Genomic DNA, 5,176 nt, shown 5'->3' with positions numbered 1-5,176 from the left:
TTAATATTCAACCGGGGAAACTTCTCCGGTTTTTTTATGTCTTTTTATAAACCTGTTCACTCTTTTACATGTTACGGTTATAATATCTAGTAAAACCTATGACAACTACTTCAGCAAAAAAAACTACGAAGAAAGATTTTAAAAAAATAATTCTTGATGAATTTAAAGTTTATGTTTTGGAGCATGGAACAATGCCCAAATCTGTTTTTAAATTCTCAAAGGATTTAAAATTGAAGGAAGAGGAGTTTTATACTTGGTATACCTCTTTTGATTCCATAAAATCTGCAATATGGATTGAAATATTTGATGAAACTTTAAGGCAGATTGAAGCGCAAGAAGTTTTCAAAGAGTATAGCGCAAGGGAGAAATTTCTAGGTTTTCTTTTTACCTGGATAGAAGAACTTAAGAAAAACAGATCTTATTTATTGAGTCTTTATTCAAGTCATACTCAAAAAGTAACTTCATTACCAAAAGAAGCAACAGCCTTTAAGGTTAAATTCAAAGAGTTTGCTAGTGATATCATATTGGAAGGAAAAGAGACTGAAGAGATTGCAAACAGACCTTTTATCAGTGAAAAATATGACGAAGCGATGTGGATTCAACTCTGGTTCGTTTTCCAATATTGGTTAAATGACAATTCCCCAAGATTTGAAAAAACTGATGCAGCAATAGAAAAATCTGTCAATTTGGCTTTTGATCTTATGGGTAAAAGTGCTTTAGACTCTTTCCTTGATTTTGCAAAATTCATGTATCAATCCAAATAGGTAATGGCTGAAAAATTAAATGAACAGAAATCGATCCCGGTTTCTAAAGTACAAAGAGCTGCCAAATTCATTTCAACCGGAGCTAGGGTTGGGGGAAATTATGTAAAGCATTATGCTAAAAAGGTTGTAAACCCAAGCATGGATAAGGAAGAGTTGCATCAAAACAATGCATCTGATATTTATAATTCCTTGAGTCAACTGAAAGGTTCTGCCTTAAAAGTTGCTCAAATGATGTCAATGGATAAGAATCTATTGCCGAGGGCTTATCAAGATAAGTTCACCATGGCTCAATATTCGGCTCCGCCACTTTCTTATCCGTTGGTAGTAAAAACATTTCAAAAATATTTTAGTAAATCACCCGACCAAATTTTTGAAACTTTTACTAAGTCTGCTGTAAATGCCGCTTCTATTGGACAAGTCCATAAGGCAACTCAATCTGGCAAACCCTTAGCAGTTAAAATTCAATATCCTGGAGTGGCAGATTCAGTGAGTTCAGATTTAAAATTAGTAAGGCCTTTTGCTCTTCGCTTATTAAATATGAACGAGAGGGAATTGGATCATTACATGGCTGAGGTAGAAGAGAAACTGTTGGAAGAAACTGATTATATTCTTGAAATACAACGTTCTAGGGAAATATCAACTGCCTGCTCTCATATTCCTAATTTAAAATTTCCAACCTATTATGATGAGTACAGTTCAGATAGGATTATTACCATGGATTGGATTCAAGGGCTACATATGAAAGAATGGTTGGATTCAAATCCAAGTCAAGAAGCTCGAAATCAAATTGGACAAGCGCTTTGGGATTTCTATCATCACCAAGTTCATAATTTAAAACAAGTGCATGCGGATCCTCATCCTGGGAATTTTATTATCCAAGAGGGTGATCAGTTAGGAATTATTGATTTTGGTTGCGTAAAAGTTATCCCAGAAGATTTTTATAGTGGCTACTTTGCCTTAATCAAAAAAGACCTACTTATTAATCAGAGTGAATTGGATCAAATATTTTACGATCTTGAGTTTATTTCCTCGAAAGACACGGAAGAAGAGCAAGCCTATTTTAAAGGGGTTTTTAAAGAAATGATTTCACTTTTGGGAAAACCTTTTCATGTAGACCGATTTGATTTTGCTGACGATGGTTTTTTTGAACAAATATTTAGGCTGGGTGATAGAATTTCAAACGACAAAATGTTTAAAAAGTCAAGACAGGCTAGAGGATCTAGACATGGCTTATATGTAAATAGAACTTATTTCGGTCTGTATAATCTATTAAACCAACTCCAAGCAGAAGTAATCACTACAAAACCTGATTGGTTAAAATAAGAAAAGGGAAGCATTTGCTTCCCTTTTCTGTTTTATTCTGGAGATGAGTAAGTTACTCTATAAATTACGCCTGCCATATCATCTGATATTAGCATGCTTCCATCAGGTAATTCTTGTACATCTACTGGTCTTCCCCAAACATCCTGAGAAGCTTCGTCTAACCATCCTTTGATAAAAATTTCTTCCCCAGTTACATTTGAACTCCCGTCTAATTTTTCAACAGCTACTACATAACCTGATTTTTTGCTTCTGTTCCATGATCCATGTTTTGCAACAAATATTTGGTTATTGTATGAATCCGGAAACATTCCTGCCTTGTAAAACCTCATTCCAAGCGGAGCATTATGAGGTCCCATCAAAGCTGCAGGGGCAACATAATCTGATTGGGCTCCGCCTGCATCTCCAAACTCAGGATCTTTCACATCACCAGCATGCCAATAAGGATAACCAAAATGTTGACCTGCTTCTGTAATTTGGTTCAACTCACAATTTGGAATATCATCTCCCATCATATCTCTGCCATTATCTGTAAACCACATATTTCCGGTTTCTGGATTCCAGTCAAAACCTACAGAATTTCTAACACCGTGGGCGTAAACTTCCGGTTCAGGTTTGGCGGCATTAACATCTAATCTCGTGATGCTAGCAAAAATTTCTTCTTCAGGGTCACAGATATTACACGGAGCTCCTACTGGAACATAAAGTTTACCATCGGGTCCAAAGGATATAAATTTCCATCCATGATGGGTCTCAGTTGGATAATCCTCATAAATCACTTCAAATTTTGGATTCCCAAGGTTGTTTTTGATATCTCTGAATCTTAAGATTCTACTTACTTCTGCTACATATAAGTCACCATCTTTATACGCAACTCCATTTGGCATTTTTAATCCTTCTGCCAAAATAAATTTTGAATCGGCTTTTCCATCACCGTTTTCATCTATGACCGCATAGACTTTGTCTTCTTGTCTATTTCCAACAAATACAATTCCCTCTTCACTTATTGCCATTGCTCTGGCATTTGGAATATCTGCAGCCCAAACATCAATTTTAAAATTTGAGGGCAGAGTGAGTTTGTCTAATTGTACTTCTGCAACTGCATTGGAGATATCTCTTTTGTTTGCAGAATTTACAGTTTCGATCGGTTGGATTTTAACTTTTTCTTTTTGCTGGCAACTAGCTGTTAAACAGCATACTGCCAAAAGCATAGATAATGATACATTAGAAATGGTTTTCATAATATTTTCGTTTCTTATTATAGGTAAACTAATCAATTTCAGAATGTTCTTTTTTCAAAGGTATATGAACGGGTTAATCTTTATTTTTGGGGTATGTTATCAATTAGTAATCTTTCATATTTCATAGGCGGTCGTCCTTTATACGAAAATGCCAATCTTCATATCAAACCAAAAGACAAAATTGGATTGGTAGGACAAAATGGCACTGGCAAATCTACACTCTTGAAAATTATTTCAGGAGACTATCAACCTTCATCAGGAGAAGTCCAAAAAGCCAAGGATTGTTCCATTGGATTTTTAAATCAGGATTTACTTTCCTACCAATCCGATGAAAGTATTTTAAATGTTGCCCTCGCTGCTTTTAAAGAAACTCTTGAATTACAGGACGAAATTGATCAGGTACTCAAACAAATGGAGACTGATTATTCGGATGAAATTATGAACCGACTTGCAAAACTGCAAGATATGTTTGAAGCAAATGAGGGGTATACTATTAAAGCCAAAGCGGAGGAAGTATTAGAAGGTATTGGATTTAAAACTTCAGATCTTCAAAAACCACTAAGGACATTCTCAGGAGGTTGGAGAATGCGAGTAATGCTGGCAAAACTTCTTTTAGAAAAGCCATCCTTATTAATGCTTGATGAACCTACAAATCACCTTGACTTACCTTCCATTCAATGGGTAGAAAACTATTTGAAAACATATGAAGGTGCTGTTGTGGTAGTTTCTCACGATCAGACTTTTTTGGATAACTGCATCAGCAGTACGGTTGAAGTTGCAAATCAAACTCTGACTCTCTATTCAGGAAACTATTCCTTTTATAAAGAGGAAAAAAAGGAGCGAATGGAAATCCAGCAAAATGCTTATGAGAATCAACAGCAAATGATCAAGCAAACAGAGAAATTCATTGAGCGATTCCGTGCCAAAGCTACAAAATCTAATCAGGTTCAATCGAGGATAAAAGCTCTTGATAGGATGGAAAAAGTTCATGAAGTTGTTGATGATCAAGTTTCGGTAAATTTTAAGTTTAAATTTTCAAAACAATCAGGAAGAGATGTGGTGGTTTTAGATCATGTATCTAAAGCTTATGGTGAAAATGTTATTCTAAAAAATACCTCTGCAAGAATTGAAAGAGGGGACAAAATTGCATTGATTGGTGCAAATGGGAAGGGTAAGTCAACATTATTGAGAGTTATTGACGGCTCAGAAAAAATTGAAGGAAAAAGAGAAGAAGGATATAATGTAATCAAATCTTTCTTTGCTCAACACCAATTAGAGGCTTTGACTTTAGAAAATGAAATTCTTCAGGAAATGGCACAATCGGGTAGTGCTAAAACAGAGACAGAGCTTAGAAATGTTCTAGGATGTTTTCTGTTTACAAACGACGATGTTTTTAAGAAGATTAAAGTACTTTCTGGGGGGGAGAAATCTCGCGTTGCCTTAGCCAAAACTCTAATCTCAGAATCAAACTTTTTATTGCTTGATGAACCGACAAACCATCTGGATTTCCAGTCTGTAAATATTTTGATTCAGGCATTGCAGCAATATGAGGGTACATTTGTTACAGTCTCACACGATAGACATTTTATTAAAGGTGTAGCGAATAAAATCTGGTACATTGAAAATCAGGAGATAAAGGAATACCCGGGGACCTACACTGAGTACGAAGTTTGGAAAACCCAGCAGATTGAAGAAAAAGCTGATCAACCATCTAAATCTGCCAAAAAAGAAAAACCAACTCCTCAGAAAAGTCAAGTCGAAATAAATCAAGCTAAAAAAGAACTTCGAAAACTCGAGGAAGACTTAAAACAAGTTGAATCTGAAATTGAAAAATTGGAGAAGCTTAAAATA

Annotated in this window: 4 protein-coding genes; 3 read left to right on the top strand and 1 reads right to left on the bottom strand. The window is 35.3% G+C overall.

Annotated features, from left to right (window positions below; genetic code table 11):
- The first annotated feature begins 98 nt into the window (after positions 1–98).
- Positions 99–764, top strand: a complete 666-nt coding sequence (locus tag Q0L68_RS16010; protein WP_296705135.1) for a TetR family transcriptional regulator C-terminal domain-containing protein — start codon at positions 99–101, stop codon at positions 762–764.
- A gap of 3 nt (positions 765–767) precedes the next feature.
- Positions 768–2,087: an AarF/ABC1/UbiB kinase family protein gene (locus Q0L68_RS16005; protein WP_296705134.1), complete on the top strand. Its 1,320-nt coding sequence runs from the start codon at positions 768–770 to the stop codon at positions 2,085–2,087.
- Positions 2,088–2,119: 32 nt separating this feature from the next.
- Here the strand turns inward: Q0L68_RS16005 and Q0L68_RS16000 are convergent, their stop codons facing one another.
- Entirely contained in the window at positions 2,120–3,325 is a 1,206-nt protein-coding gene (locus tag Q0L68_RS16000) for a PQQ-dependent sugar dehydrogenase (protein WP_296705133.1), read from the bottom strand.
- 93 nt (positions 3,326–3,418) lie between these two features.
- Between Q0L68_RS16000 and Q0L68_RS15995 the strand changes: the two genes are divergently transcribed.
- Positions 3,419–5,176 (top strand): ATP-binding cassette domain-containing protein (locus Q0L68_RS15995; protein ID WP_296705132.1); only part of this gene is annotated, 1,758 nt, incomplete at its 3' end.

It is taken from the genome of Algoriphagus sp., assembly GCF_024642405.1.
Lineage (GTDB): Bacteria > Bacteroidota > Bacteroidia > Cytophagales > Cyclobacteriaceae > Algoriphagus.
The sequence above is the reverse complement of the archived record's forward strand: the minus strand, read 5'-3'. Positions and strand labels throughout refer to the sequence as shown.